General features: G+C 59.7%; 1 protein-coding gene. It reads left to right on the top strand.

The window, feature by feature from the left end:
* Nucleotides 1–195: dienelactone hydrolase family protein (locus QWI17_RS00790; RefSeq protein WP_302720586.1), on the top strand; the 195-nt coding region annotated here is incomplete at its 5' end.
* Between the last annotated feature and the right edge of the window lie 155 nt (nt 196–350).

The following is a 350-nucleotide window of genomic DNA, read 5'->3' as shown; positions in this document are numbered from 1 at the left end:
AAGGCCGAGATGGATGCGGCCAAGGTGAACTATCAGTTCGTCAGCATCGAAGGGGCCAAGCACGGTTTCACCAATCCGGATGCAGACCGCTTGAGCCATGGCGAGCATGGCGGGCCGGACATTGGCTATAACAAGGCCGCGGATGAAAGCTCCTGGGCGGATATGCAGGCGTTTTTCAAGAAGGTATTCAAATAGCGATTGTACGGCCCGCTTTGCGGCCCATTGTCGGCAAGCCAGCTTCCCCAGGCACTGCATAGATCTTCGGGCCTGCAGGCTTGCCGGCGATGGGCTGCACGGCAGCCTTGGCTATTGCATCTCCCACACCGTCGCCGCGGCTGGCACAATAGCCG

This window comes from Gilvimarinus gilvus (genome assembly GCF_030518155.1).
GTDB lineage: Bacteria > Pseudomonadota > Gammaproteobacteria > Pseudomonadales > Cellvibrionaceae > Gilvimarinus > Gilvimarinus gilvus.
The sequence above is the reverse complement of the archived record's forward strand: the minus strand, read 5'-3'. Positions and strand labels throughout refer to the sequence as shown.